The following is a 26377-nucleotide window of genomic DNA, read 5'->3' as shown; positions in this document are numbered from 1 at the left end:
CTACAGGAATATTTTTTTACCACTAAAATTAATAGTATCATCTACTTCCACTTCACCTACTTACTGGCAAGTTCCAGTATCAAACGCTCATGATCCAAGCATCCATTTCAACCAATTGCATAGGAACTTCTTCTCAAGAAGGTTCTTTAGTATTATTCTTTCAAGAGTGAATAAAACACAACCAAATAACTAATAAAACGTACTTTTCTCTCCATTATTGTAAAAAAGGGCTAAGTTTCACCAAACCTATGTTACTATTAAACTAAGACTTTTTTAACCCAAAAAGGAGGAATTCATATGAAACGTTTTTTCAAATTCATAACAGAGTTTAACGAACGGAAAGCCCTAGAACGAGAAACGGACGAGTTCTTTCGCAAAGAATACGAAAATTATATGAAGATGAATTCTGAAAAACAAGGAAAAAAAGCGAGATTAGCTCCTAAGCTTTATGTTATTGATGGTGGTAAAAAGGACTCCAATCCTGAGATTTCTGACAGAAAGAAATCCAGTTAACCTTAATTAATCCAGAATCAGCTACTTTCGTCGTGGCTCCTTTCCCACAAATTACGAATACTCCATAACTAGCGGAGATTTCTTACCCATTCTATTATTCTAAAAAATACAAACGGAAAGCTCAGATATCCTTCTGAGCTTTTTTTCTTTTCATTCTTCTATTTACACTATATTAATAGAAGAAACTAGGCATTTTTCCAAAAAAATTTGCTTGAATTTAGTTTATTTCATTTCAAAGAAAGAAGTCACGCTATAGCCCCATGGGTATTTCTCATCTAAAAAACCGAAAATCATAAAAAAAAGAGGGGTGTTCTTTTACTCATCTTTGTTCATATTCAAAAGAGTACAACTATTTGAGTCGATAGATGCAATCTCTTACATAGAATGACAAATGCATGATTATTGTTACGTAGAAGTCAAATAAATGGGTATAAACAATTATTAAACTGTAATAAACCTCACTTTCAGAAACAATTAATTATACAAATATAGCCATTAAGAATTGGGTTCAAATACTCACGAAACTATTTTTATGCTATTCAAAATGAGTATTTATTTACACTTTCCATATTTTAGTGTAAATAAACCAAGGTTTTACTGGATTTTCACCCATATCTTTGGTCTCATAAAACATTTAATCATTTAGATACTATTACACTTATATATACATTTATTTGTAAAATACAATAATAACTATATTGCGATAGAATTTTTGACCCTTGCTTCTTAAGTTTAAAATCATGTAGTGTGTATTCAGTAATTCAAATATTTGAAAAAAAGAGAGGTTAAAAAATGGCACCAATATTTATTTGTGCGATCTTTTTGCTTGGCTATGGCATTTTCGAACAAAAACGCCATCAGAAGCGTCTCGACTCCATCCCGGTCCGTGTGAATGTGAATGGGATTCGAGGGAAATCGACTGTAACGCGTCTAATTACAGGTGTGATTCAGGAAGCTAAGTACAAAACAGTAGGTAAAACAACCGGAACATCAGCAAGAATGATCTATTGGTTTACGGACAAAGAAAAACCGATTAAACGCCGTCCAGAGGGACCGAATATTGGAGAGCAACGCCGTGTAGTTAAAGAAGTTGCCGATTTAGGAACAGAAGCACTAGTTTGTGAATGTATGGCTGTACAGCCTGACTATCAACTAATCTTCCAAAATAAAATGATTCAAGCCAACATCGGAGTTATCGTAAATGTACTAGAGGATCATATGGATGTCATGGGACCAACATTGGATGAGGTTGCACAAGCCTTTACAGCAACTATTCCCTATAATGGGCATTTAATAACCATCGAAAGTGAATATTTGGAATTTTTCAAACAAATTGCAAAGAAACGTAATTCGAAAGTAATTGTTGCTGATAATTCAAAAATTTCGGAAGACTTTTTACGCGAATTCGACTATATGGTATTCCCGGATAACGCATCCCTTGCTTTGGCCGTTGCAGAAGCATTGGGCATTGATGAAAAAACGGCTTTCCGTGGCATGTTAAATGCACATCCGGATCCAGGTGCCATGCGTATCACTAAATTCGGAGACCCAATTCAGCCAACGTTCTTTGTAAATGGCTTTGCCGCAAATGACGCTTCGTCGACGTTAAACATCTGGGAACGTGTAAGTACCTTTGGATACAGCACAGAAGCTCCTATCGTCATAATGAACTGCCGTGCTGACCGTGTGGACCGTACAGAGCAGTTTGCAAGAGATGTATTGCCTTACATTAAATCTGAAATCGTCATTGCCATTGGTGAAACTACATCACCGATAACCCGGGTATTTGAGCAAGGTAAATTAGATACAAAAGAGTATTGGGATTTAGAAAACTGGTCAACTGAAGAAATCGTAGCCCGTCTCCGCCCATTAATGAAAAACCGAATCGTATACGGTGTCGGTAACATTCATGGTGCAGCAGAACCATTAATTGAAGCATTTATGAAATCTAAAACGAAGCAAAAAGCGAGTTAAGTAGGAGGAACCTTAATGTTTGGATCGGATTTATATGTAGCCCTAGTACTAGGGGTAACGCTTAGCCTTATTTTTTCAGAAAAAACGGGTGTCGTACCCGCAGGACTTATTGTGCCAGGTTATTTGGCATTAGTATTTGATCAATGGGAAATCATGCTGGTCATCTTGATCATTAGTGTAGTAACTTATTTAATCGTCACTCACGGCCTTTCAAGATGGGTGATTTTATATGGAAGAAGAAAATTTGCAGCTATGATGGTAACCGGAATTTGTTTAAAGCTCCTATTAGATTTCGTCTACCCTGTCATGCCATTTGAAATTTTCGAGTTTCGAGGAATCGGTATAATCGTACCAGGTTTAATAGCGAATACCATTCAAAGACAAGGAATGCCATTAACACTTGGCAGCACACTTCTATTATCCGGTTTAACTTTCGGCTTAATGAACGTGTACTACCTATTCTGAGGTGCATAAAATGAAACGAACTTTAAATGCAAAAGAAAAAACACTTATCTTTATTAAACATACGAAGACAAAGAATCTTAAGTATGCTGGAATCATTCTCCCTATTTTACTAATAGCATTAGTCATTACCACTTGGATGGGACGGGCTGAAGAAGTGAACACAGTCGCTTCAAAATCGGATCAAACATTAACGATGACAATGGTCGGTGATGTGATGATGGGACGATATGTTGAAAAAGTGACAGATAAACACGGGTATGATTACCTCTTCCGTTACATGAAGCCCTATTTTACTGCTTCAGATTATGTTAGCGGAAACTATGAACACCCTGCTTTAAAAGAAGATGTATCTAAATACAAAGAAGCAGACACAGCGATTCGATTAAACTCATATCAAAGTGGTGTAGAAGCTGTAAAAAATGCTGGCTTCTCTGTAATGACCTTAGCCAACAACCATATGATGGACTTTGAAGAACAAGGCCTGCTTGATACAATTGATGAATTCAAAAGTGTGGATATGGATTACGTCGGTGTTGGATCAAATACTACAGATGCTAAAGCAAGTATCAATTATTCAGATGTTAATGGCGTACGTGTGGCCACTCTTGGCTTCACCGATGTCTATGGCAAGGATGCAGTATCCAAAAATAATCAAGCTGGTTTATTAAACTCTAATCCGGATTTATTATTTGAAATGATTGGTAAAGCTAGAGATGCTAAGCAAGGAAACGCAGACTTAGTTGTGGTAAATATGCACTGGGGACAAGAATACTCTACATCTGCTACATCACGTCAAACAGAATTGGCTAAAGCAGTCATTGATGCTGGTGCGGACGTTATCATCGGTCATCACCCCCATGTCCTTCAATCGTTTGATGTATATAATGACGGAATAATCTTTTATAGTTTAGGAAACTTTGTATTTGACCAAGGTTGGACACGCACAAAAGATTCAGCCATGGTTCAATACCATTTAGCAGAAGACGGACAAGCTACCATTGATGTCGTTCCCCTCCAAATTGAGGAAGCAACACCAAGACCAGCTACCTCTTCGATTGACCAATCACGAGTTTACCGTCAGTTGACGAAGGAAACTAGTGAAAAAGTTCAATGGTCTAAAAAAGAGAATCATATTGAGATTACCATGAATCATAAGAAGGTAATCGACCATAAGACACAACGTGAACAAGAAGAAAAAGCAGCGCAAGAAAAGAAAGCTGCACAACAAAAAAAAGCTGAACAAGAAAAGAAAGCAGCGCAAGCAGAGAAAACTGCTGTACAACAAGATATCCAACCAATACAGTAAATAACTATAAACAAACACGTGAATAAGAATCTTATTAGAGACGCACAACTTAGATGCTCACCGAAAAGAGGGGATCAATTAGTGATTAATCGTATGACGAGGAAAGTACTTCTTTCCCTATGTTTGCTTATATATTTAGCAGGATGTTCGGAGCCATCCCCTCTTTCTGACACGAATAAACCGATAGACAGTAAGTCAGCCAATCAATCGTATGGAGTTAGTTCTTCCAGCCCTATCGCAATAGATGTTGGAATGGAGATTTTGGATAACGGCGGAACAGCTGCAGATGCCGCGATTGCCGTATCTTATGTATTAGGTGTAACTGAACCTTATGGATCAGGAATTGGTGGCGGCGGTGGTATGCTGATTGTACCCGAATCCCAAGATCCCAATTTTATCGATTATCGTGAAACGTCACCTGAAGACCCAAGTTCAAAACACAATACGGGTATTCCTGGCTTAGTAGCCGGCATGCAGGTTGTTCACGATAAGTATGGAAGCGTACCGATGGAAGATCTTCTTCAGCCGGCGATTGACCTGGCTGAAGAAGGATTTACAGTCAATGAAATGTTAACATCACGCTTAATCGCATCACAATCAAGGGTTTCTTCTGAAGAGACCCAAATATTTTATCCTGATGGTGATGCCATTAAACCAGGCAAAACTCTTACTCAAGAAAAGCTTGCTGAAACATTGAAACTGATACAGCAGAAAGGCCCTGACGGTTTTTATAAACAGGACATCGCACGCGATATAAAAAGAAAAACAGACATCGACTTGATGGATTTAAAGCACTATGAGGTGAAAGAACGGGAGCCGGTTCAAGGAACATTTGCTGGGTATGACATTTTGTCAGCCCCTCCTCCCTTTTCTGGAATTACAGTTCTTGAAATGTTAATGCTTGCTGAGAAAACAAACCTTGGTGATTCTTCCGGCAAATCAGATTACATGAAGGAGCTAGGGGCCATCACAAACACTGCCTATCAAGACCGAGTTACTCATACTGGGGATGGAATCAGTGCCTCTAAGGCTGAACAACTACTATCCCCCATTCACCTAAGCAACCTGAAAAATAAGATCCAAGAGGGAGAATGGAAAAATATAGAGTCTGGAGATTCCGAAGAACATGAAAGTACGACTCACTTTGTGATTATGGACAAATATGGTACTGTCGTTTCTGCAACAAATACGCTCAGTAACTTCTTCGGTTCAGGTGATTATACGAATGGTTTCTTCCTTAACGATCAATTGAAAAATTTCCGATCCGGTTTGAATTCTCAAGATGCGTATAAACGGTCAAGAACCTTTACAGCACCGACGGTTCTCAAAAAACAAGGGGAAGAAACGATTGGAATCGGTTCACCCGGTGGTGACAGAATACCTCAAGTACTGATGCAAGTCCTTTATTCATATACACAGAATGAAGGCTCATTTCAGGATATTATTGACCGCTATCGGTTTGTCTTTGATGGAAAGACCATCTATACGGAATCTCGGCTTTCAAATGAAATAATCTCATCATTAGAAGATTCAGGGTATAACGTCGTTCAAAAGGTTTCCCCCATGTATTATGGCGGAGTTCAAGTTCTAGTTAAAAACGAGAAGAACGGCCGGTTATCCGGAGCTGGAGATCAAAGAAGAAATGGTAGCTGGAAAGCACAGCAATAAAAAGAGCATCCGGCGTACCAGTTCATCTTTAAACATATAAATTTTTAAAGATCTATAAGGGGACGAGAATATGAATATTGTAAAAAAAGTAGCAGGCTGGGTTATCCCTGTTATTCTTATAGCAGGCCTGCTTGTAACCATGAATACGTTTAAACGGTCGGAAACATTAACACCGGATGAGCAAAAGAAAATAGAACAATATACTAATATCCAAGAATAAAAAAAGCCGGGATTTCTCCCCTGCTTTTTTTATTTTTGATTTCAAGGGGTAATAATCTACAAATTGGGAGTGGAAATCATGCTGAAAAATAGCTATACAAATTTTGCTGAACTGCAACAGAAAGAACAAGAAAAAATTGATTACAGCATCACCGCTTATTACAGAAATCCTGATATAGCAGTCCTAGCCATACATGGAGGAAATATCGAACCAGGCACAAGCGAAATTGCTGTAGCTCTTGGAGAAAAACTGAATGCTAGCACCTATCTATTTGAAGGTCTGAAACAAAGAAATAACCAAATCCTCCATATAACATCCAACTTATTCGATGAACCAATCGGTGTTAGAATAGCATCTAACGCAATGACCAATCTCTCCATCCATGGTCATTATGACATTCATAATGCGCTAATCTATATTGGCGGGAGAGATGAAGCCTACAAGAGCTTGATTGAACATTCCCTAAATCAAGCCGGATTTCAAACGGATGACGCACCTAGGCACCTTTCAGGCATGGGTGAAAGGAACCTCACAAATTTAAGTAAAACTGGGGAAGGCGTTCAATTAGAGCTCTCGACTAAACTACGAAAAAAATTTTTCAAAGAAGATAACTTCACCAGAAAAAACAGGAAAAACCAATCGGAACTTTTCGACCGATTTGTCAACGCATTAGAAAAGGCGACTATAAGTTATAAACAAAACTTTTATTCATAACATTTTTTATAATGTAAAATTAATTCAAAAAAAGACTACCCAGAAACATCTAAGTTAGTCTTGTGATCACTCGTATATATCATTAGTTCATAAGGTTGTCGACTTGACCAAAGCTTTCGAACTTCTCGGCAAAATAAACTGACTCAAGATTGGATATATGAACGCCAGCGTTTTCTGTTGTATTGATAAAACGGCCATCCCCTAGATATATACCTACGTGGGTCACGCCTAGTCTTGTGCCCGTATCCCTAAAAAACACTAAATCCCCTGCCTTTGGATTTTCGATTTTCGGCAACAAGGAAAAGTAGTCCTCTGCTGAACCGCGTTTTACTGAAAGGCCCTGCTCCTTCATGACCCAATAGATGAAACCGCTGCAATCCATTCCAATCATCGGATCATCTTCTCCGAAAACATAGTTAAATCCACGTAGAGTGTAGGCATACTTAATGACATCATAAGCTTTATCATAGGAAGCCTCTTGATTTTCATAAAACGGATACAAAGTATTGCTGTATACTTGAAGATACTGCCCCTGCATCAAGCTATCAGTTGGTAAAGCGTTACGCTTTTTGATTGTCTTAATCGAAATACCGTAATTAACCGATATGCTATTAAGTGTTTCCCCATTTTGGACGATATGCTCTCCCTTAGGTGTATACGTTTTATACACGGCTTGGTATTTTGCAAAATATTCTTCTGTGGTCGATCTCACCTGAACTGTTTCTGCTCCATATCCAGAATTGACAAATTGATCTTTCCCTAAATAGATACCAGCGGTCACGACTTTTGAACTGCCTCTTTCTAGAAAAAATATAATATCTCCAACCTTAGGTGTATCTGTATCCATTCCTTGCTTATAATAACCTTCTACTGTCAAACGGTCGATGGGCACATTTTGTTGGGAGAGTACCCAATGAATCAATCCGCTAGAGTCAAACCCTTTTTTAGGCGTCTCTTCTCCAGCTGTTTTTTTAAATCCTGTAAAAGTTCTCGCATAGTTTGCAATTTGCTTTCCTCTCTCCGCCCATTGATAGTTTGTAGGAGTATAAACCGTTTTAATGATTCGTAAATTCTGCCCCTCATATAACTTAGTATCCGGTAAACCATTCGTCTTCATTAATTGTTCCGTCGATATATCATAAGTCAATGCAATCGATTCTACCGTGTCTTGAGAGGATACAGAATGAACTCGATCAGCCGCTTCAACTTTTACACCAGGGGAAAAAGTAAAACTAAACATGGCTAGTGCTAAAAGCAAAATACTTCCTAATGTTCTTTTACCCATTTTAACCCTTCCTTTATAACCAGAAATATTTATTAAAACATGCAGTCATCTAGTCAAAACACTTGATTATAAAGATGTTTTTTTAAAATAAATCAGGTATATATAACTTTTATCTCAATACCTTATTCAACATTACACTTTATACTCATCCTCTTTTATAATATCGGTAATTAGCCTATGCCTTTTATCCTGTTATCAACAAATATATATTTGTTTAGTTTTTTAACAAATTCCCACACCATTAATAGTTTTTTATACTCATATCACATGATAATAAATCAACATCTAGTCGATAAAATTCCCATTCTAAGATTTCAATTAAACATAAAAAAGGAGCCTCTTCTTCTGAAATTCAAGAGACCCCTTCTCTTACCTTATCAGAACACTTCTTATGGAAAACGGATATAATTTAATGGGGAGGGATTTAGTTGAACAAAAATTCATTAAAACAAAAGGCTATCGAAATAGGGAAGGTACATAGTGGATATACATTAGAAATTGAAGATTTTCATAAAAAAAGTGGGACATTGATGTTCGCCTGGAAATCAGCTTGCGGATCTAAGGAGATAATCGTAGAGCTGGATGTATTCGGCAATCTGCTAGATTTTCATCTTGATAAGGAGTCTGTATCTAAAGTGGTATTAGCGGAAAAATCACTTCATGAAAGAGCCTTACAATATGTCATGGTCTACTATCCCGAAGCACTGGATAATTTTATCCTGGAAAAAATAAGCGTGAACAATGATAAGAAATCTATGCAATTTACATATGTTCAGCAGCAATTAAATTTACCGCTTCCTCGCACTGGATTTTTCGTGGAAACTGCTCTAGACGGCGAGGTTATCCACTTCCATTATTATGGAGCTGCAAAAGAAATCACCGTGCCAGAAAACCTTCTTGCTAAAGAGCTAGTGATGGAAAAATGCCTGAAAGATCTCGATATGAAGCTTTCTATTGCTATGATTAACTCGGAAGTCCATGAAAACGGCAAAGACTTGCCTCGTCTAGTATATGAACCGGTTCTCCCCTTTTATAGCCACCCTGCCGACCCTTCATCTGTAATGAAAAGGGATGAACAAGAGGATGAAAATGAAGAGGACTCATTATTATTGCCGCTTCCTCAACAGGAAATGCCATTACCGGATATTAATAAAGCTATCGGTTTTGACCTCGATGCCTATACGAAAGTACGGGAAGTCGATTTAGGTGATGAACTTGTTACGGTTTGGAGACAGGGAGAACCGCCAAAAGTTCAAGATTTAAGTGTAGACAGCTATTTCATTACTCAGAATGACCAGGCCTTCAAAATCAAGACAAACAAAGAAACTAGCATGGTATCATCGTTTGCCAATTTTGAAGACACGAGAGGCCCCCTGTCCTTATCCATCACAGAATGTAAAAAAATCGCCAGTCAATTTCTTTACAAGCTATATCCTTATGCTAACCGTTACTTTTATATTAATGAGGTTATATCGGATACAGAGAATCATAAGGTCGCTTTTCACTTTACGCTGATATATGAAGGAATACCTTTTGGGCTCGCTTATCTATCAGTTAATGAAACAACCGGTAACATTGGTTCCTTCTTCGGACCTGATCTTGATCCAGTTACCCTGTCGCAAATCCAAACGCTGCCTGCAATTTCCCCTGAACAGGCCAGGAAACGATTCATTTCGGCTTTCGAGCTAGAACTACTCTGGGATAATAACTACAAAGAGAAAAGCGATGAATATTATGAACTTGTCTATAAACAATCCTCTAGGAGAATATCATACATTGATGCACAGACTGGTGAAATCATATGGTCGAAGTTACATTAGAGTCATTCCTTATCTAAAGAAATCACTACTATCGCATTTATTTAAAGATTTCAAAGGAGTAAAAAATGCATACCACTTATTGAACTATTGTCATGGATTATATCCTCAAAAATTCAAATTTTTTAAGAGGTTCTAAAAATCGGTTGAGTAAAGAGTAAATGGTATCGATTGTAATGTTTATCATGATAAAGTGAGCCTAATGTATTGGAGTGAACATCTTGATAACAATAACAGTTAAAGCCCAGGAAATAATTAAAGGCATGCAGCAAAGTATGGAAGAGGAAACATTTTTGAGATTTGGTGTAAGTAGAGCATGTTGTAACCAGATGAACTATTCATTAAGTTTGACAAGATTTAAAACAGAACAAGAAGAAGAACTAGTTTTACATGGTATTAAAATTTTAATCGATCCATCAGATGCCCGTTTTACGGAACAAACAGAAATTGATTATGAAGGCGATGGTTTTTTGATAAATAACCCTAATCCGTTAGTTTCACCATTAATCTATTAGAAGAAAAAAGGGGAACCACATTTGTAGCTTCCCCCTTTTCTCTAAATCTATGTCAGTACCCTGCTTAAATCTAAGCACATGTAACATCGGAAAATATAGAAACTGTTGTCCATTAAATAACACAAGAATATCTGAACTCAGATCAATAAGAATTCCTCTATAAGATTTACTTCCTGAGAGTTGAGCATCAATCTGTTCACCTAGTAATGCGCCCTCAACACTAATTACTAATTCCTCTTAGGGTATTATTAGCTAAATACCATTTGCACCCAATAGTATAATAAAAGCAGCGTCACCACGGTAGCTAAGGGTATGACTATTAAGGATACGTTTAAATAATCTTTCCAACTTATTTTCATTTTATTTTGTTTCAAGATATGCATCCAGATAAGGGAGGCAAGCGTACCAATAGGTAATAACAATGAGCCCATGTCACTCCCAATTATATTCGCGAGATAGATCGTTTTTAACGTGATTGGATCAAGTCCCATTTCTGTTAAGGTAATGGTACCAATCATTAAGGCTGGATGATTATTAAAAATGTTTGATAGAATCGAAACTAATCCTCCCATGACAAAACTCGCACTTAATAACCCCTGGTTTACAATTGGTTCACATATTTGCACGAGTATTGCTGTAAGTCCTACATTATGGAGGCCATAAATAATGACATACATAGAGAATGCAAATATCAGAATATGCCATGGTGTCTTTTTTAAGATATCAACAGGATTGGTTCGCAAATGATACCATCTCCACACCAGTAAAGATAAAGACCCAAGTACAGCAACAAATTCAATTGGTATGGAAAGATACGAAGCAACAAAGAGTAAACAGCGCACCACAAAGACATAGAGCAATACCTTTAACATAAATTTAGTACGTTGACGTTTTGTTTTAACCGACATTTTTCCCTTTAAAGGATGGAAATTCTTAGTGAAAAAACTATCCTCAATGTCATATGAAAGATCGGGCAACTTTTTGGGCAATTTTTTCTTTACCACTACGAACATCAACCATGACATAAAGATTAAACCCAATGTTGCAGGTACAAACATCATGGCTGTATGCATATAAAGTGTCATATGCACAATTTGCAATGCGATTAAATTGACAATGTTACTAACCCCAATAGGAGCGCTAGAAGCAGTCGCAATCAGTGCTCCGCTCAAAAGATATGGAACGGCTTCATGCGGTTTCAGTCTAAGATTTTTCAGAAGCAATATCAATATGGGTGTCGTAATCATGATGCTACCATCGTTATTAAATAACAGGGTCATTAAAAAACATAATAATTGAATGTACCAATATAGGCGATATCCTGAACCTCTAGCAAGGGTAGCAAGTTTTGCTGCCGCCCAATGAAAAAAACCAAAACTTTCTAGTATGACAGCCATGACAATCGTTGCCATGATGGTGATCGATGCGCCCCCGATTTTATTGATAATATCCAAAATATCTCCACGTGATACTATGCCAGTTAGTAAAATAATACCCGCACCTATTGAAGCTGGCCACGCTTCATTTATACCTCCTGGCCTCCATAATATGACTATCATTGTCATGACGAACACAAAGATAGTCATTCCAATTTCGATATGCATGTTATTCTCCCCTTTTCGGGCCTTGAGCCATTGGACCCTACTTGTCCGATCCATATATATATATTCCTCCTTATTAAAAAAGCACAAGATAGTAAACCACTTCTTCTAAATTGTACCTTTGTCCTTCTAGTAAAAATGTCCACTAAAGAGAGAAGTCTAGACCTTTGAATCATGGTTAGGTACCTACTACATTTCACATATCTTCTAATAAGATTTATAGATTCCACTATTCCGGTTTGAAAAAGGAGAAACCACTATAGTGCTTTCCCCCCTTTTCAAACCCTATATGGCCATCTGCTTAACCTATTTCTTCATCTAAAATTCTCCCAACATATGCTCTAAGTCATTTATTAATTGTGTAAGCTAATTCGTATATTGAGCAAATTCAATGGCTGATGCCGCTTGTTCCTCAATCGACGATGCAATCTCTTTTGATGAAGTAGTTGTTTGCCGAAATACAGCTGTTATTTCTTCTATCATTCTTACCCCTAATGGAAAAACCCTTGAATTCTATAGAATCCAAGGGTTTCACATGGGGAATAATATGATTTATGTTGCTGTAAGCAAAAGATTTAGCGTAATGCTGCAGCTAAGCTTTCACCAAATTCTTTAGCTCCATCTGGGCCGTCACCTGTGATAATATCATCATGTGCAACAACATGTTGTTCTACATATTCAACATGATTAGCTTTCAATTCGTCAATTTGGACATCAACTGGGTAACATGCTGCTTTTCGTCCAGAAAGTAAACCCGTTTTAGCCACAGTTACAGATCCTGCACAAATTCCTGTGACAAGAACCTTTTGCTCATGAGCTTGTTTCAAGTAGCTTTGTAATTCTTGATTGCCCCATAGATGATCGTTCGTACCAGATCCTCCAATTACAGCTATAGCATCAAAATCACTAGCTGAAACGTCAGAAAAGATCACTTCAGCATTTGCCTTACCTTGATAGTCACCAGTAATCTCACCTGTCTTTGTACTTGCAATCGTTACTGTAACGCCTGTATTTTCTAATACTTCTTTTGGTTGAAATAATTCATCTTCATTAAAACGTTCTGGTGGTATAATAAGTAATGCTTTTTTACTCATATATGTCTTCCTCCTAATAATTGAAATAGATTGTCTGTCTGACTACTCATATTGTAGCGCTGGTTATATCCCCTGTGAAGAACGCACTTTTATGTGCGGAGGTTACCTATAAGTTACTGGTAAAATAAAAAAGGAGCTAAATATCCATGTCAGAAACATTAAGAGATGAAATCAAAGAAAAAATCTTAAATGGCTATTATAATTGCGAAAAAGAACTTACTTTATCAATTTTCAGCGGCAAATGGAAAATCGTTATTTTATGGCATTTAGGTGTAGAAGGCACACACCGATTCAGTGACTTACAAAGACTTTTCCCAAAAATATCTCATAAAATCTTAACGAATCAATTGCGTGAACTTATAGAAGATGGTGTTGTTCACCGAGAAGTTTATCCTGAAGTTCCTCCAAAAGTTGAATATTCCATGACTGAACTTGGAATGACTTTACTGCCAATTGTTGAAATGATGTATGAGTGGGGAAAAAACAGAATGAATGAAATCAAACAAGAAATGGATTCTGAAAATGATAAGAACAATTAATGCGTACGTTTAATTACATAAATTAGACCGACAATGAGATATGTGTCGGTCTTTTTTTAACACTATGAAATTGGATATTTCCGAAAGTTGTTAAAAAAATTAATAATATGTAGAGTTAGAAGACTTCAAAATGGAGAAAATCTCTTTCAATTTGGTATCTAGAGGACTGAGTGGACTGCACATACTGTTTCTCCCACATAGAATCCTCCCTGGAATATTTCTTTTTCTAAACTACGACTTCTAAAAAGCCGCTTCTAACAAAAGCTCTGTCTACTTCATCGTAGAAAGAACACTATCCTGTATCATTATCACTTCGGTTTTTAAATCAACAGGTCGAAATTCATTATCTATACATTCTTCCCAGTATTCTAAGTGCTTCTTATCAATTTCGTGATTCGAATCTTGAACCTCGATTCCACCATCACCTTGGACAGAGTACCAATAAAGATATTCAATCCCTTCAATCTCCTCTCGAAAAATGGTCTCTACATACATTTTTTCCTCATTAAGTGTTAATAAAACACTACTCATATTATCATTTAATAGCTTCATCCATTGGTCAACAACCGCCGTTTTCCCAGGTTTAACCTTAAATCTCGTAAGTTCCACTTTAAGTGACATACATAAACCCTCTCCCTTTACATATATTTTTCAACTGTAGGAATGACTTCAAATTCGATATCACATTCTTTTTATCCTTCAATCTGATTGACTACGATAATATACTTCTCATGCCATTTTTCCCATTCATCCTTAGGAAAGTCCATATAATGACCATTCAATAATGTACTCAGCATATCGAGGCATACATGCCATCCTGCCAAATCTTTTGATGTATGGTCACTTATTGTGTGGATAGATTCTTTTAATACTAATAAACAACCCTCAGTTTTAGGGGATAACTCGAAACGAACCCAACCGTCACCCCATTCGAATTCTAGGACGGAATGTTTTTGGAAGTCTCTTATCTTCATATCAATAGATGAGCCCGTCCCATCATTCATATTAAATTTTATGGTCCCTTCTTTACGAAGTTCCACAATTTCAAGATTCGACATCCATTTTTCCAACTTATCATTTTCTGTTAAAACAGCCCAGACCTGTTCTACAGAATGCTTTAGTAGACGTTCAAAGCGAGCGATATTTCCACCTTCAACTTTTTCTATTACTGCTAGCATATGTAATTCCTCCTCATTCAAATTGTTTAAGCATGCAGATCAATATTTGTGGTTGGACTCTACCCGATGTGTTTTTATCACAGAAAACAGTAGATGACTCTTTACTTTCCAACAGATCCATTTACCATCCCTGACGCTTTGATAACGAAGTAATATGAGCAAGGTGATGTCGACCATGCCACGAGTAAATACCTATATTTTCACCTACTGAAACTTCTCCTGAATCCGGATGGATAAATGTTTTTTTCAGGTCAGCTGAATTAAGACTATATAAAAGTTTGGCCCAGCGCATATGTACCGCTTCAAGTAGGGATAGCGAAATATCAACCGGCAATTTATTATCAGGAAGCTCTGCCCACTTCCCTTCATCATAAGGCTTAATAACAGGATTATCTTCCGTAAGAGCCAATTTAAAGCGAATATAAGCATTCATATGACTATCCCCAAGATGATGCACGACTTGGCGAACAGTCCATCCGTCTGTACGATAAGCCGTATCAAGCTGTTCTTCATCCATGTTTCGTACTGCCTCTCGCAGCAATCCAGGCAAAGCTTCAATTTCCTTAATCCAGCACTCAGTCACACTTTTCGTTATCTCCCCTTCAAACTGAGACTTCCCTATTGGGTATCTTGCTTCCATCTTTATTTCCTCCTGGTGTTTTTATAGTACCTTTATTTATTACATTCTTTATCCTTACCATTAAATCCTTTATGCCTACATATCTTCTCTGACTACCTTTTCTTTTCGAATCCAAACCAAAAAGGATGGCGCAATGACCTTGATATTGCAGGTATACTATTTAGAACTACTTCATAGACCCGGCAATTTTATTTATGCTATCTCACTGCTTACATGCTTAAAAAGTTCTTCATAAGTAAAATGAAACCTAATCATTGAGCAGTCGTATATGTATTTATATGTAAAAAGGCAGGTGTTATTTTGAAAATATTACTCTTTTTAATCGGAGGTATTGGACTATCTCTATGTTTGATTCTAGGAATTGGGATGTGGATGTTTAAGAAGGATATCAACAAAGAGGATCCAGAATATATAGTTCAGTTTATCAAGGAGAATGCAGAGAATAAGAACGTTTCTTTATCCATCCATCTTAATGATGAGAAATGGGTAAATGTTAATGCCAACACGTTGCTTCCTTTAGCAAGCACCGTCAAAATCATCGTAGCCATTGAATATGCACAACAGGCGGCAGTGGGGCAAATCAATCCAGAGCAAGAAGTGAAATTAGCCGACCTAGACAGATTTTATGTTCCTAAAACAGACGGGGGAGCACATGAGGCATGGATTACTCAGGTCAAAAAGGATAAAGAGATAGATAGAGTTCCTTTAAGTGAAGTAGTAGATGGAATGATTGCTTACAGTTCTAATGCGAATACAGATTACTTAATAACTATGCTTGGCCTTCAAAACATCAATCATGTTCCAGAGAGCTTAGGCATTACCAGTCATGAGCCAATGTATCCCATTGTAAGTTCGCTGTTCATACCTGACCAATTAATGAAAGAAAAAAAATTAACTAAACAAGATACCCTAAAGGCCTTGAAAAATATGGACAAAGGTGAATACCGTGATCGGGCGATTGCTATTCACAATAAGTGGCAGACTCACCCCCCAACAGATCAGGAAAAGAAACAAGCAATGAAAATGATGGGTAGTGATTTTCAAAAAAATTGGTCTGATCGTTTGCCCCGAGCAACTACAGAAGACTATGTTTCCATAATGAAAAAACTAAATAGCAAGACGCACTTTGATAAAAACGTTTATCTGTATCTCGATCCGGTATTAGAACAGTTAATGAAAAGTCCAAGCAATCGTGAATGGCTTGTTCATGCAGGTCAAAAGGGAGGCTCTACTGCCTTTGTTCTTACGATTTCGATGTATGCGAAGGATAAAGATAATAACCAAACAGAGCTTGCATTTTTTGCAAACGATTTAACCTCTATTGAACAAGCAAAGCTATCCAAAAATATGAATGCGTTTCAGCTTAAATTTCTAACAGATACGAAATTTCGAACATACGTCAAAAAAGAAGTATCCAATCTATGAAGCATTAGGCAATGAATCGAACAGTTTATTCACAGTCACTTATCAATAAATGGTAAATTAAGAGTATTCTATAAAATAAACACTGGAGGTTCGTTACATATGGGTATTCAAAAAGCTACTTTAAATGAGCTTGATTCCTTAACAGAACTTTTTGATTTATACAGAGTGTTCTATGAGCAAACGTCAAATCTTGAGGGTGCAAGGGAGTTTTTAAAGGAAAGGTTAACGAACGAAGAGTCGGTCATTTTTATGGCCTTTGATGGGGATAACCCTATTGGTTTTGTTCAATTATATCCTTCATTTTCATCAGTGAGCATGATGCGCTCATGGGTGTTAAACGATTTATTTGTGAAGGGAAATGCTCGCAAAAAGGGATTTGGTGAGAAGTTATTAAAAGCCGCTATTGCTTTTGCAAAAGAAACTGGTGCAAAAGGAGTGTCGCTTGAGACAGATAAGGATAATAGCAATGCACAAAAACTTTACGAAAAAATTGGTTTTATTCGAGAATCTAATTATTTTTATTACTTCTCCATTTAAAATGAAAAAAGTGTAGAGAAAATTCCTTCCTCTACACTTTTTTCATTTTATTTTCAATTAATTATTTAGCAGTTTCATAGCTTGCTTGAATTTCTTTAATTAGAAGTTCAGCACCTTCACGGCTAAGTATTAATTTACCGTTTGCAAGTTTCATATTGTCATCAGATATATCGCCCGTTACCTGACAAGTCATGTTTGCTTTGTATTTTTGAAGGATTATACGCTCTTGTTCTACGTAGATTTCCAAAGCATCTTTCTCTTTAATTCCTAGAGTACGGCGTAATTCGATAGGAATTACTACCCGTCCTAATTCGTCAACTTTACGTACAATACCTGTAGATTTCATTTTTATTTACCTCACTAATTTTCTTTCAAATTTTACATCTATACTTTTCGTCAACATTCGACATAATTTGCACTCTATAAATATACCACTCCCTCCCAAATTCGTCAATTCTCGTATCTTCGTATATTATCTACCTCTATATGATTATTATCTTATATCTCAATAAAGCCTCTATAAATAGCGCTATTATGCTATTTTAAAAGTTTTAATAAGGTATTTTTTGTACACTAAACATAAAATTGGTATATTAATTTTTTCCATATCCAAACGTCAATACTCTTATTTAAAGATATAATTTATGTCGAATATTGCAGAAGACATATTCACAGTCTTAAAGAATGCAGTTGATTTTTTTGTATAACTGAAGGACAATTTAGTATGATTGTTAGATTTAATATTTAGAATATTCACCTTATCTTTCCGTAACAAAGCTCCTCATTAGCTCTTGAAGGGAAAGTACGTTAAAACATGACAACCTGGTTCGTTACTCCAACCCTAAACTTTTATGGTTTGAATCTCGTAAAAGGTATGTTCTAAATTCTTTTCTAATCATAAGAAAGCCGAAACGATTGCCATACTTCAGAGGCTTGGCTAATTATTGGCTCATAAAACAGATTGAGGTGAGTCGATTGCGACCAATTATATTAGGTATTTGCTCTGCTTTCTTTTTTGCATTTACGTTTGTGTTAAATCAGTCAATGGAATTATCTGGTGGAAGTTGGATATGGAGTGCTTCGCTTCGATATATCTTTATGGTTCCTTTTCTAGTATGTATCGTCCTAAGTAGAAAAAACCTCCGACCACTCTTACAGGTGATGAGAGAACGACCAGGGCCTTGGTTGCTTTGGAGTTTTGTAGGCTTTGGATTGTTCTATGCTCCCTTATGCTTTGCATCTGCCTACTCACCCGGTTGGCTAATCGCCGGTACTTGGCAAATCACGATTATCTCAGGTGCTTTACTTGCTCCGTTATTTTTTGAAAATGTTCAAACACAAGATGGACTCGTAAGGAAAAGAGGAGAGATTTCTTTGAAAGGTCTTCTCATGTCCCTTATCATTCTCTTGGGGATCATACTTATGCAACTAGAACACACTAAGCATATTTCTATGGCAAATCTCTGGTTGGGCGTAATCCCAATCGTCATCGCCTCATTTGCATACCCTTTAGGGAACCGTAAAATGATGGAAGTGTCCCAAGGACGTTTAGATGCATATCAGCGTGTGTTAGGGATGACTTTAGCGAGTCTGCCATTCTGGTTCTTACTTTCGTTGTATGGTTTTTTTACGGTAGGAGCACCAACGAAAATGCAGAGTTTTCAATCCCTTTTGGTAGCACTATTTTCTGGAGTTATTGCAACGGTCCTTTTTTTCAAAGCGACCGATTTGGTAAGGGGAAATATGCAGAAGTTAGCTTCCGTTGAAGCCACACAATCAATGGAAGTCCTTTTTGCTCTTGCCGGGGAATTACTATTTTTATCTTTACAATCCCCTTCTCCTTTATCGTGGTTCGGCATCTTTATCGTTATTATTGGGATGATTTTGCATAGTTATGTTTCTCATATAAAAGAAGTCAATCCTCGAAATCAGTCAGTGAGTGACTAATATAAGAGTAAAGCAGGACTATAAATGCATCTGATAAGACCAATGTGTTGGTACTTATCAGATGCATTTTTATTGGAACACTTGAGAAAGTATGTAATTTTCAATCTTAATTAGCGGTAATTTATTGAGGTTTCATTCGAGCATTTTTATTTGTCCTCATCCTGCTATCGTAATTATAGAAGGCTGGAAAGGATTTGGATGCCTTTTCGAATAGATTCATACATTCATTGGAAAAAGTAAATAGCCCATTAACCTTGAGTAAATTTAAAATGTATGTATAATATAATTTAATTGTATATGTTAAATGTTTTCTAGGGTTCCGTAGCAAGTGTCTGTGCTAGTCTGGTCCGAGAGAAAACTCACAGCTTTGCTGTGTCACGGAAGGATAAAAGCCTGGGAGAAACTGTTTTACAGTTATCTCTTAGGCTTTTTTTGTTTTTTGGTAAGAATAAAGTTGGAGGTGTTATTTTTAATGAGTACAAACTGGATTAAAGTATTTATTGCTGCTTTTTTTGAAGTATTTTGGGTTATTGGTTTAAAACACTCAAATGACTTTTGGACTTGGACTGGAACTGTTATTTCTATCATCATCAGCTTCTATTTAATGATAATGGCTGGACGAAAACTTCCCGTTGGAACCGTATATGCAGTATTTGTAGGAATGGGGACAGCAGGAACCGTTTTTTCCGAAATCATATTCTTTGGAGAATCATTTAAATTGAGTAAAACACTTTTGATTTTACTGTTATTAGCAGGGGTAATCGGCTTGAAACTAGTGACTAAGGATAATGTTGAAAAAGGAGATGAATCCTAATGGCTTGGGTCTCTTTAATCTTAGCTGGGCTATTTGAAATGTTTGGTGTTGCGATGATAAATAAATTGCACAAAGACCGTAATTGGCAATCCTTGGCGCTGTTGTTTTTCGGATTTGGGGCAAGTTTTCTATTTCTTGCTTATGCCATGAAAACACTACCTATGGGGACGGCTTATGCAATCTGGACAGGAATTGGTGCGTCTGGTGGAGCAATAATCGGCATGCTTTTATATGGTGAATCAAAAGACTGGAGAAGAGTCGTTTTTATTGCAATGGTGTTAGGTGCAGCAATAGGATTAAAACTTGTTTCATAAGAGGTTCTCACTCCTTCTTTGTATAAAAAGTTCTATATCAATTTAGAACAAATCGATTTGGGTTTTATCACTACCTACCTACTGCTATAAAAATTTGGTATGATAAATTAGTTAAATAAAATAGTGAAGGTGATTTTACTTTGTCTGAAGAAATTCCAGAAGAAAAAAAGGAATATGACACCACAATTATTTATGACTACGAAGATTACCCTGACATCGTTAGTGGTCGCTGTGACAATTGCGGTAAAGCTCAATTTGAAAGTTCGGTTAAGAACTATGTATATATTCGTAAATGCAGAGAGTGCGGCATGAAGAAATCGATTTGACCCTATATAGTTATAGGGTTTTTATTATTTTTTACTTTTTGTTCGTTTGGATTTATCACATATACTCTTTCCTTTCTTCGGAGATCAAAATCAGAAAAGGTTATAGCAATAAGTGAATTCCTTCAGCGAATCATGGTATATGACAGATTTCCCTCGCAGTATGACCTGATCTGATTGTTTTCTTCTTAATCGGCTTTCTTCTTTCATAGTGGCGCCCGGAGCCCTCTCTAATTTCATGTTACCCTTCAATAGGTAAAACATAAAAGGCCGCCAATTGGAGGGCGGCCTTCTTGGGCTAACACTATAATTGACTAGGAACGCCGTTAAAAACCCTACTACATTTTGTATAGTTGGAATGCTATATATAGAGCGACAATCCATATCATAATTGCAGATACTTTGTTGATTACGTTTATAAATCTCCCATCGGTATCGATATCTGCTACCTTTTTTCCCACGATAGCCAGACTGAAAAACCAAATCCAAGAAATTAATATAGTTGCAGCGGTAAACGTCATTTTCTCTATCCCGGTATAGCTAAGAGAACTGATTCCAATAACCCCAACGGTAGCAAGTATCGCGTGGGGGTTTAGTAATGAAACGGACATAGCAAACATAATCTGTTTTTTAGAACTTTGCTGCTAACATTCTGTAATTGCCCTCGCTTTCTATATCATCAATATTTCCCGAATGTCCTCTTCAGTAAGAGCAGATGACGATTTCTCCTCAGGGTCGATGATTTCTTCAATCAGATGCCTCTTTTTCTCTTGCAGTTCATTCATTTTTTCTTCGATTGTGCCACGGGCAACAAGTTTGATGACCTGAACAACATTTTTCTGTCCCATACGATGAGCACGGTCTGTTGCTTGTTCCTCGACTGCTGGATTCCACCAAAGATCATATAAAATGACAGTATCGGCACCCGTCAGGTTAAGACCTGTACCGCCTGCTTTCAATGAAATGAGGAATATATCACGTTCGCCTGCATTAAATCGATTACAGATTTCAACGCGTTCTTTTGATGGTGTTTGTCCATCCAAGTAGAAAAAGGGCTGCCCTTGATTCGCTAAATCTCTACCAATGATCTGAAGCATTTTCGTAAACTGTGAGAAAATCAGTACCCTTCTTCCAGAAAGCTTTGATTCCTCAACAATCTGCATTAGTTGCTCATATTTAGCTGAGCTTCCTTTATAACCGTCCACAAACAAGGCGGGGTGACAACAAATCTGTCGTAACCGAGTCAAGCCAGCGAGGATTCGAATACGATTTTTCCGAAGTGTATTTTTATCCAGATGTTTCAATGTGTCTTGTCGCAGCTTTGCTAAATAAGCAGCATACAGTTTCTTCTGATCAGGTAGCAGTTCCATCGATTCCATCGACTCGATTTTTTCTGGAAGCTCCGATAATACATCTTCTTTCAACCTCCGAAGTAAAAATGGCCGGATCCTACGAGCAATTTTTTCCCTTGAGAGGTTACTGTATTCCTTTAACCCCATGAATAGTTCAGGAAAGACAACGTGAAAAAGGGACCACAGCTCTTCTAGTGAATTCTCAACCGGGGTACCAGTGAGGGCGAAGCGATGATCCGCTTGTATCTTCTTCACCGCTCGTGCCGTTTGTGTCCCTGGATTCTTAAATGCCTGTGCCTCATCAAAAAATACCGTGTGAAAATCTTGTTTCTCAAACCACATAATGTCCTTACGTAATAACGGATATGAGGTAATGACAACATCTATGCCCGTTATTTCCTTCTGTATCTTTGACCTTTCTGTTTTATTGCCATCCACGACGATGGCTTGTATATCAGGGGAAAATTTCATGAATTCACTCAGCCAGTTATATGTCAAAGATGATGGACAAACAATAAGAGCGGGGAGCTTCTTCTTACGGATGTCTGGAAGCTCGGATAAAATGAATGCGATGCTTTGCAGTGTTTTACCCAGTCCCATATCATCTGCGAGAATTCCTCCAAAGCCATAGCCAGCAAGTATTTTCATCCATTTGTAGCCGCTTTTTTGATAGTCCCGTAATATTGGCTCTAAACTCTTTGGCACCGCGAACTCCAGGTTACTTGGATTGCGGATGTTTTCCAAGAACTTCCGGAATGACTCCTCTATTGTAAATGTATTGCTGTCATTTACAGAATCAAGAAGCTGAAGCCCTCTTACGATTGGTACATTTAAGCGACTTTCCAAATCTTCATTCTGGACCGGAAGTGTATTCAGAAAACGATTGATTTCTTCAAACTCCCTTGTCTCAAGGGAAAGCAACGATCCATTCCTCAAACGATAATACTTCCTTTTTTCCTCTAGAGCTTCTAGAACTTCTCGTATTTGTTTTTCAGGAATGCCATCCATTTCAAATTTGAATTCCAGCCAATTAGTCCGTTCTTTTTTGATTTTCACCCTAATTTGCGGAGCAGCATTCCCTCGGGAAATCCGATTTCTTACAGCAGTCGTGGCATATATTTGAACAAGCTTTTGAAGTTTCGGAACGACATGGTACAAAAATTCATACTCCAACTCTTCATTATGTAAAAAATATCCACCGTCTGTCTTGGCAAACATGCTATCATCCATCAGTTGCAGGATCTCTTCCTCTTTATCCACATCTCTTATAAGCTTGGAAACTGACTTGAGTTCCTGATTTTCCAAAGGATTAATCACAATATTTTCATAGTGAAACTCCAAACCTGCAAGCAGCCTATTTTTCACGCGATCTAAGTATAGCTTAGCAATCAATGGTGTCTTCTCGAACTGCTCAGAAATGGCCCCTGAGAAATGAACCTCACCTAGTTTTTTCAAACCTGGTACCACTTTTTCCAGGAATAACTCTAATTGCTCCTGATGAATTGGAATTTTATTCATTCCTGAATCTTCCAACATCTGTTTTAAATCTGAGAGACGTTGGCAGTCTTCACTTTCGAGGGGAACCAATTTCCCTTCAGATAAAACAGAGCTGTATGCATTCATCACAATTATTTCATTCAACCCTTTAATATTCAGTTTATATCCTTTGCCCTCACTTTCGGCAAATTCAAACTGTAAAGGAAGCGGTTCGCCGGATATCTGAAAACTATTAAACGTATTCCCGTCATACGCAAGCTTCACCAATGGTGCGATTGTAAGGATAGGGACAAGCCTTTCAAAAGAAGTTGGCGGAATGAGTAACAGGTGATTGCTCATTGTATAGTCAGATTTGTACGGAAGCGCGTCAAGATAGACCTGTTCATCATAAGTCACTTGGATAAGCTGCTGAATCACTGCATCTGTTTCACGCTGAAAACAATGGAGATCAGGATCATACAGAAATGAAAGGGACACTTGGGCAGATTTTCCTTCTTTTACCTGCTTCAGAAAATCCCTGAGATTTGGTACATTTGCCGAACCAATCTTCACTTCAATTCCGAACATGTATCTGCCCTGGCCTATCGTGATGGGCTTACATGTAAACTCCGCATCAAGCACCTGCCTGTTTTCAAAGTGGAGCTGATGGCCACTTGAGCGTACAGGCTGATTATTGAAAAGCGTAAGCAAACCATCTGTCAGCTTCATATTTGCTGAAGCGTCAGACTGAGGTTCGTTTAGACCTTTAGGAATAGTTCCTTGACGCTGGTGTTCGTATACCGACAGTAATACGGCCGCAATATGCTGACAATCCCGTTGAAAAGAAGCAAGCGTTGGGCAGCTGCATTTCGTGCGAAAGCCTCCGGCAGCATCCACTTCAATAGAGACATGGAAATCTTCTATTCCTTTAACAGTTGCTTCACAACCATCAGGACGGTAACTTTCAAATGTCACTTTATTAGCACGATAAAAAGCATCTCCCCTTTTGAAGGAGACTGTCCCGCACATATCTTTAATGATTTTTTGATTTAATTTGATATTCAAAATGCCGTTCTCCCTCCTAAGGACCTCTGTGCTATTGTTATTTATGTAAAGGTGGTTTTCCATTCTATTTGAAAAATAAGCTCATTTTATCATCATACTATGAAATGGGAATCCGAGGTGGTAAAAAAGCAAAAAGACAAACACCCTTATTCAAATCAAGATTTGAAATGGAGTTCATCTATAGTTCAGCAACGGGAATATGTAAATCTTTATTGTTGTCCTTTGGCTTTGTTGCCTTTCTTTTTTCTTCGATAAAAGAAACTAAACAAAAGGAGGAAAAGAAGAACGAGAAAAAGGATAAGTTCAGCGGGGTCCTTCACCAGAAAAGGGTTAAAGGCATGTTTAATGGAATTATCCAAATCAAACCCTAAAAGAATATCCATGCCTAAAGAAAAGGCCACTAAAGGAATCAGCATCAAAACCGTAATACCGAAGATTTTCATTTTTCATCAACTCCACCTTTTAGGAACTTATTTTGGTGTTAGCCTTGCTTTTTTTTCGATTCTTAAAAAAAGCAAGGGTCAAGAGAAGCAATGGGATGATCACTTGAAATGGAAGGTGGATATAAATCGGCACGGCGCCTAGCCCTTCATGGATATGTTCCGAATAGCTACTTGCAATCACAATGGATATTAGTAAAATGACAAAACCAACTGGATAGGCCAGCCGAGAAGGTTCTTTAAAGTTGAAAACATTTGCCGTACCCGTTACAGCTACATAGGTAAACACACTTATTTTGATGAACCCTCCAATCATGAGTTTAACCAAAAAATAAACATCGAGTCGTTCCAAAAAGCCAGCGATCTCAATTGACTGAATGAGGGAAAGAAAAGGATATTGCGAACGTGTTGTAAGATCCACTCCAAGCACAGCTACATTCAAAGCCATTATAAACGCAAGAAAAATACCGCTTGCAGCCAAACTCCCTATACCAATTTTTTTTAGCCTCTGAGGTTCGTTCAAATAAGGAAAAATCATTAAAAAGACAATGATTTCGCCAAATGGAAAAAATAAGGTTTCAGTAAAGGACATTTTCATCATCTCTACCCCACTGATTTCAAAAACAGGTTTTAAGTTGTTTATATGGATCATTCCTGAAACAACAATCAGAAGAATGAACGTCATGAAAAGTAAATTCTCTAACACAAAGAAAAGTTCTCCCGTCCTTGCCAGTACCTCTATCCCTTTACGAACCGTATACACCACCACCAAAATAAATACTGCGTTCGCAAAAAATAACGGAACATGAGGATAGGCAAAGGTAAGTAGCGTCTCTCCGAAATCCCTCAGCACTCTTGCTGCAAGATACATGAAATATAGGATGTATAGAAAAGCTACTATCCTTCCTAAAAAATTCCCCATTATATGTCTTACATATTCAGTTAGCAGCTGATCAGGATAGTATTGAAAAAGGCCATAATAAACGAAAAATAACAAAAATCCGCCTATCATCGCAATGAGAATGACTAGCCATGCGCCCTGTTTGGCTTCACCTGCAAGCGGAACCAAAAGTGCACTGCCTATTTCAAACAGGAAAATAAGGACGAATAGCTGGTAACCGCTGATTTTTGCCTTTTCCACGAGGATGCCACTTC

26 protein-coding genes, 1 pseudogene and 1 riboswitch are annotated in these 26377 nt (G+C 37.4%); of the genes and pseudogenes, 16 read left to right on the top strand and 11 right to left on the bottom strand.

All coding sequences use genetic code 11. The features are described 5' to 3' along the window. Positions 1 to 297: 297 nt before the first annotated feature. The 7 genes from JFU24_RS22540 (at position 298) to JFU24_RS22510 (ending at position 6860) form a co-directional block, all read left to right on the top strand. The gene (locus tag JFU24_RS22540) at positions 298 to 513 is read left to right on the top strand and encodes a hypothetical protein (protein ID WP_201250528.1); all 216 of its coding nucleotides are present in this window, start codon (positions 298 to 300) and stop codon (positions 511 to 513) included. A 792-nt stretch (positions 514 to 1305) separates the two neighbouring features. Further along, positions 1306 to 2487, top strand: a complete 1182-nt coding sequence (gene pgsB, locus JFU24_RS22535) for a poly-gamma-glutamate synthase PgsB (RefSeq protein ID WP_201223318.1) — start codon at positions 1306 to 1308, stop codon at positions 2485 to 2487. A gap of 15 nt (positions 2488 to 2502) precedes the next feature. Next, positions 2503 to 2952, top strand: coding sequence for a poly-gamma-glutamate biosynthesis protein PgsC (gene pgsC, locus JFU24_RS22530; protein WP_053347415.1), 450 nt, complete (start codon positions 2503 to 2505; stop codon positions 2950 to 2952). Between the two features lie 10 nt (positions 2953 to 2962). Continuing rightward, complete coding sequence (locus tag JFU24_RS22525) at positions 2963 to 4258, top strand: CapA family protein (protein WP_201186334.1); 1296 nt, start codon at positions 2963 to 2965, stop codon at positions 4256 to 4258. 81 nt (positions 4259 to 4339) lie between these two features. Then, on the top strand, positions 4340 to 5926 hold the full coding sequence (locus tag JFU24_RS22520; protein ID WP_342214700.1) for a gamma-glutamyltransferase family protein: 1587 nt from the start codon (positions 4340 to 4342) through the stop codon (positions 5924 to 5926). A 70-nt stretch (positions 5927 to 5996) separates the two neighbouring features. After that, positions 5997 to 6146, top strand: a complete 150-nt coding sequence (locus JFU24_RS22515) for a CapE family protein (RefSeq protein WP_157443839.1) — start codon at positions 5997 to 5999, stop codon at positions 6144 to 6146. Positions 6147 to 6224: 78 nt separating this feature from the next. After that, complete coding sequence (locus JFU24_RS22510) at positions 6225 to 6860, top strand: poly-gamma-glutamate hydrolase family protein (RefSeq protein WP_201250527.1); 636 nt, start codon at positions 6225 to 6227, stop codon at positions 6858 to 6860. A gap of 82 nt (positions 6861 to 6942) precedes the next feature. Here JFU24_RS22510 and JFU24_RS22505 read toward each other — a convergent pair whose 3' ends face one another. After that, positions 6943 to 8145, bottom strand: a complete 1203-nt coding sequence (locus JFU24_RS22505; protein ID WP_201223315.1) for a C40 family peptidase — start codon at positions 8143 to 8145, stop codon at positions 6943 to 6945. A 428-nt stretch (positions 8146 to 8573) separates the two neighbouring features. On the opposite strand from JFU24_RS22505, the gene JFU24_RS22500 reads away from it, so the two are divergent. Beyond that, positions 8574 to 9965 carry a YcdB/YcdC domain-containing protein gene (locus tag JFU24_RS22500; RefSeq protein ID WP_201250526.1) on the top strand — a complete coding sequence of 464 codons (1392 nt, stop codon included), beginning with the start codon at positions 8574 to 8576 and terminating at the stop codon, positions 9963 to 9965. A gap of 218 nt (positions 9966 to 10183) precedes the next feature. Next, positions 10184 to 10477 carry a HesB/IscA family protein gene (locus JFU24_RS22495; protein WP_201186341.1) on the top strand — a complete coding sequence of 98 codons (294 nt, stop codon included), beginning with the start codon at positions 10184 to 10186 and terminating at the stop codon, positions 10475 to 10477. A 248-nt stretch (positions 10478 to 10725) separates the two neighbouring features. Here the strand turns inward: JFU24_RS22495 and JFU24_RS22490 are convergent, their stop codons facing one another. Further along, positions 10726 to 12081, bottom strand: coding sequence for an arsenic transporter (locus JFU24_RS22490; protein WP_201250962.1), 1356 nt, complete (start codon positions 12079 to 12081; stop codon positions 10726 to 10728). A 572-nt stretch (positions 12082 to 12653) separates the two neighbouring features. Continuing rightward, positions 12654 to 13172, bottom strand: a complete 519-nt coding sequence (locus JFU24_RS22485) for a DJ-1/PfpI family protein (protein ID WP_201250525.1) — start codon at positions 13170 to 13172, stop codon at positions 12654 to 12656. A gap of 146 nt (positions 13173 to 13318) precedes the next feature. Between JFU24_RS22485 and JFU24_RS22480 the strand changes: the two genes are divergently transcribed. Continuing rightward, positions 13319 to 13711 carry a winged helix-turn-helix transcriptional regulator gene (locus tag JFU24_RS22480; RefSeq protein WP_201250524.1) on the top strand — a complete coding sequence of 131 codons (393 nt, stop codon included), beginning with the start codon at positions 13319 to 13321 and terminating at the stop codon, positions 13709 to 13711. A gap of 270 nt (positions 13712 to 13981) precedes the next feature. Here the strand turns inward: JFU24_RS22480 and JFU24_RS22475 are convergent, their stop codons facing one another. The 3 genes from JFU24_RS22475 to JFU24_RS22465 form a co-directional block, all read right to left on the bottom strand. Beyond that, a complete protein-coding gene (locus tag JFU24_RS22475) occupies positions 13982 to 14332 on the bottom strand; it encodes a DUF6176 family protein (protein WP_201250523.1) in 351 nt (116 codons plus the stop codon). 71 nt (positions 14333 to 14403) lie between these two features. Continuing rightward, the gene (locus tag JFU24_RS22470; RefSeq protein WP_201250522.1) at positions 14404 to 14889 is read right to left on the bottom strand and encodes an SRPBCC family protein; all 486 of its coding nucleotides are present in this window, start codon (positions 14887 to 14889) and stop codon (positions 14404 to 14406) included. A 121-nt stretch (positions 14890 to 15010) separates the two neighbouring features. After that, positions 15011 to 15529, bottom strand: coding sequence for a YfiT family bacillithiol transferase (locus tag JFU24_RS22465; RefSeq protein WP_201250521.1), 519 nt, complete (start codon positions 15527 to 15529; stop codon positions 15011 to 15013). Between the two features lie 300 nt (positions 15530 to 15829). Here JFU24_RS22465 and JFU24_RS22460 point away from each other — a divergent pair, with 300 nt between their 5' ends. Both JFU24_RS22460 and JFU24_RS22455 read left to right on the top strand, forming a co-directional pair. Further along, positions 15830 to 16954, top strand: coding sequence for a serine hydrolase (locus tag JFU24_RS22460; protein WP_201223309.1), 1125 nt, complete (start codon positions 15830 to 15832; stop codon positions 16952 to 16954). Positions 16955 to 17053: 99 nt separating this feature from the next. Beyond that, entirely contained in the window at positions 17054 to 17491 is a 438-nt protein-coding gene (locus JFU24_RS22455; RefSeq protein ID WP_201223308.1) for a GNAT family N-acetyltransferase, read from the top strand. Positions 17492 to 17552: 61 nt separating this feature from the next. Here JFU24_RS22455 and JFU24_RS22450 read toward each other — a convergent pair whose 3' ends face one another. Further along, entirely contained in the window at positions 17553 to 17837 is a 285-nt protein-coding gene (locus JFU24_RS22450; RefSeq protein ID WP_053347441.1) for an AbrB/MazE/SpoVT family DNA-binding domain-containing protein, read from the bottom strand. A gap of 629 nt (positions 17838 to 18466) precedes the next feature. On the opposite strand from JFU24_RS22450, the gene JFU24_RS22445 reads away from it, so the two are divergent. The 4 genes from JFU24_RS22445 (at position 18467) to JFU24_RS22430 (ending at position 20892) form a co-directional block, all read left to right on the top strand. Beyond that, the gene (locus tag JFU24_RS22445; protein ID WP_053347442.1) at positions 18467 to 19438 is read left to right on the top strand and encodes a DMT family transporter; all 972 of its coding nucleotides are present in this window, start codon (positions 18467 to 18469) and stop codon (positions 19436 to 19438) included. Between the two features lie 300 nt (positions 19439 to 19738). After that, positions 19739 to 19840: riboswitch (guanidine-I (ykkC/yxkD leader) on the top strand. Positions 19841 to 19910: 70 nt separating this feature from the next. Next, a complete protein-coding gene (locus JFU24_RS22440) occupies positions 19911 to 20252 on the top strand; it encodes a DMT family transporter (protein WP_057214620.1) in 342 nt (113 codons plus the stop codon). Continuing rightward, positions 20252 to 20566, top strand: coding sequence for a DMT family transporter (locus tag JFU24_RS22435; protein ID WP_053347444.1), 315 nt, complete (start codon positions 20252 to 20254; stop codon positions 20564 to 20566). Before JFU24_RS22440 ends, JFU24_RS22435 begins: the two co-directional genes overlap by 1 nt. A 140-nt stretch (positions 20567 to 20706) precedes the next feature. Next, positions 20707 to 20892 (top strand): hypothetical protein, encoded by a 186-nt coding sequence (locus tag JFU24_RS22430; RefSeq protein WP_063577886.1) that lies wholly within the window; start codon positions 20707 to 20709, stop codon positions 20890 to 20892. Positions 20893 to 21227: 335 nt separating this feature from the next. On the opposite strand, the pseudogene JFU24_RS22425 reads toward JFU24_RS22430, so the two are convergent. The 4 genes and pseudogenes from JFU24_RS22425 to JFU24_RS22410 all read right to left on the bottom strand — a co-directional run. Beyond that, positions 21228 to 21524: pseudogene (locus JFU24_RS22425) on the bottom strand (LysE/ArgO family amino acid transporter); the annotation flags it as partial. A gap of 36 nt (positions 21525 to 21560) precedes the next feature. After that, a complete protein-coding gene (locus tag JFU24_RS22420) occupies positions 21561 to 24782 on the bottom strand; it encodes a DEAD/DEAH box helicase (protein WP_201223305.1) in 3222 nt (1073 codons plus the stop codon). Between the two features lie 209 nt (positions 24783 to 24991). After that, positions 24992 to 25225 carry a hypothetical protein gene (locus JFU24_RS22415; RefSeq protein ID WP_201223304.1) on the bottom strand — a complete coding sequence of 78 codons (234 nt, stop codon included), beginning with the start codon at positions 25223 to 25225 and terminating at the stop codon, positions 24992 to 24994. A 19-nt stretch (positions 25226 to 25244) separates the two neighbouring features. Continuing rightward, positions 25245 to 26363, bottom strand: coding sequence for a GerAB/ArcD/ProY family transporter (locus tag JFU24_RS22410; RefSeq protein WP_201250520.1), 1119 nt, complete (start codon positions 26361 to 26363; stop codon positions 25245 to 25247). Positions 26364 to 26377 lie beyond the last annotated feature (14 nt).

The organism is Peribacillus sp. TH27 (assembly GCF_016650915.1).
GTDB lineage: Bacteria > Bacillota > Bacilli > Bacillales > DSM-1321 > Peribacillus > Peribacillus butanolivorans.
This window is presented reverse-complemented; position numbering and strand designations above follow the sequence as displayed.

Bases quoted from the DNA above. Each gene is read 5' to 3' on its own strand.
- JFU24_RS22475 (WP_201250523.1), bottom strand. From the start codon at position 14,332: ATGTCACTTAAAGTGGAACTTACGAGATTTAAGGTTAAACCTGGGAAA.
- pgsC (WP_053347415.1), top strand. From the start codon at position 2,503: ATGTTTGGATCGGATTTATATGTAGCCCTAGTACTAGGGGTAACGCTT.
- JFU24_RS22540 (WP_201250528.1), top strand. From the start codon at position 298: ATGAAACGTTTTTTCAAATTCATAACAGAGTTTAACGAACGGAAAGCC.
- JFU24_RS22490 (WP_201250962.1), bottom strand. From the start codon at position 12,081: ATGCATATCGAAATTGGAATGACTATCTTTGTGTTCGTCATGACAATG.
- JFU24_RS22450 (WP_053347441.1), bottom strand. From the start codon at position 17,837: ATGAAATCTACAGGTATTGTACGTAAAGTTGACGAATTAGGACGGGTA.
- JFU24_RS22515 (WP_157443839.1), top strand. From the start codon at position 5,997: ATGAATATTGTAAAAAAAGTAGCAGGCTGGGTTATCCCTGTTATTCTT.
- JFU24_RS22415 (WP_201223304.1), bottom strand. From the start codon at position 25,225: ATGAAAATCTTCGGTATTACGGTTTTGATGCTGATTCCTTTAGTGGCC.
- JFU24_RS22465 (WP_201250521.1), bottom strand. From the start codon at position 15,529: ATGGAAGCAAGATACCCAATAGGGAAGTCTCAGTTTGAAGGGGAGATA.
- JFU24_RS22470 (WP_201250522.1), bottom strand. From the start codon at position 14,889: ATGCTAGCAGTAATAGAAAAAGTTGAAGGTGGAAATATCGCTCGCTTT.
- pgsB (WP_201223318.1), top strand. From the start codon at position 1,306: ATGGCACCAATATTTATTTGTGCGATCTTTTTGCTTGGCTATGGCATT.
- JFU24_RS22485 (WP_201250525.1), bottom strand. From the start codon at position 13,172: ATGAGTAAAAAAGCATTACTTATTATACCACCAGAACGTTTTAATGAA.
- JFU24_RS22455 (WP_201223308.1), top strand. From the start codon at position 17,054: ATGGGTATTCAAAAAGCTACTTTAAATGAGCTTGATTCCTTAACAGAA.
- JFU24_RS22505 (WP_201223315.1), bottom strand. From the start codon at position 8,145: ATGGGTAAAAGAACATTAGGAAGTATTTTGCTTTTAGCACTAGCCATG.
- JFU24_RS22480 (WP_201250524.1), top strand. From the start codon at position 13,319: ATGTCAGAAACATTAAGAGATGAAATCAAAGAAAAAATCTTAAATGGC.
- JFU24_RS22440 (WP_057214620.1), top strand. From the start codon at position 19,911: ATGAGTACAAACTGGATTAAAGTATTTATTGCTGCTTTTTTTGAAGTA.
- JFU24_RS22435 (WP_053347444.1), top strand. From the start codon at position 20,252: ATGGCTTGGGTCTCTTTAATCTTAGCTGGGCTATTTGAAATGTTTGGT.
- JFU24_RS22525 (WP_201186334.1), top strand. From the start codon at position 2,963: ATGAAACGAACTTTAAATGCAAAAGAAAAAACACTTATCTTTATTAAA.
- JFU24_RS22510 (WP_201250527.1), top strand. From the start codon at position 6,225: ATGCTGAAAAATAGCTATACAAATTTTGCTGAACTGCAACAGAAAGAA.